The sequence below is a fragment of the Neisseria sp. P0008.S010 genome (assembly GCF_051962715.1).
GTDB classification, from domain to species: Bacteria; Pseudomonadota; Gammaproteobacteria; order Burkholderiales; family Neisseriaceae; genus Neisseria; species Neisseria elongata.
The window spans coordinates 1-251 of sequence record NZ_JBQCVA010000366.1 but is presented as its reverse complement, the minus strand read 5'-3'; the positions used below and the strand labels follow the sequence as shown (position 1 = coordinate 251).

Annotated in this window: 1 protein-coding gene; it reads left to right on the top strand. The window is 33.9% G+C overall.

Annotated features, from left to right (window positions below):
* A partial coding sequence (locus tag ACTHSL_RS13945; protein ID WP_440381745.1) for a hypothetical protein occupies positions 1–251 on the top strand: 251 nt, incomplete at both ends.

Genomic DNA, 251 nt, shown 5'->3' with positions numbered 1-251 from the left:
ATATGGATCATATTTTACGTGAAAATTACTTCTTACAAAACCGTCTAAAGAAGTTAGAAGGACGGGTATATGAGCTAGAAAAGGATTACCAAAATAACAGTGTAGACGGGGAGAGTATCCTAACTCGATCCTTCTATCATGCAAGCAATATTATTTCCTCAAATGCAAATAATCCCATTAATATAGATACACTTCACGGAATTGTTACCCCAGTTGTTGTTAGATCTCATGATAAGATTGCTTATAAGAAT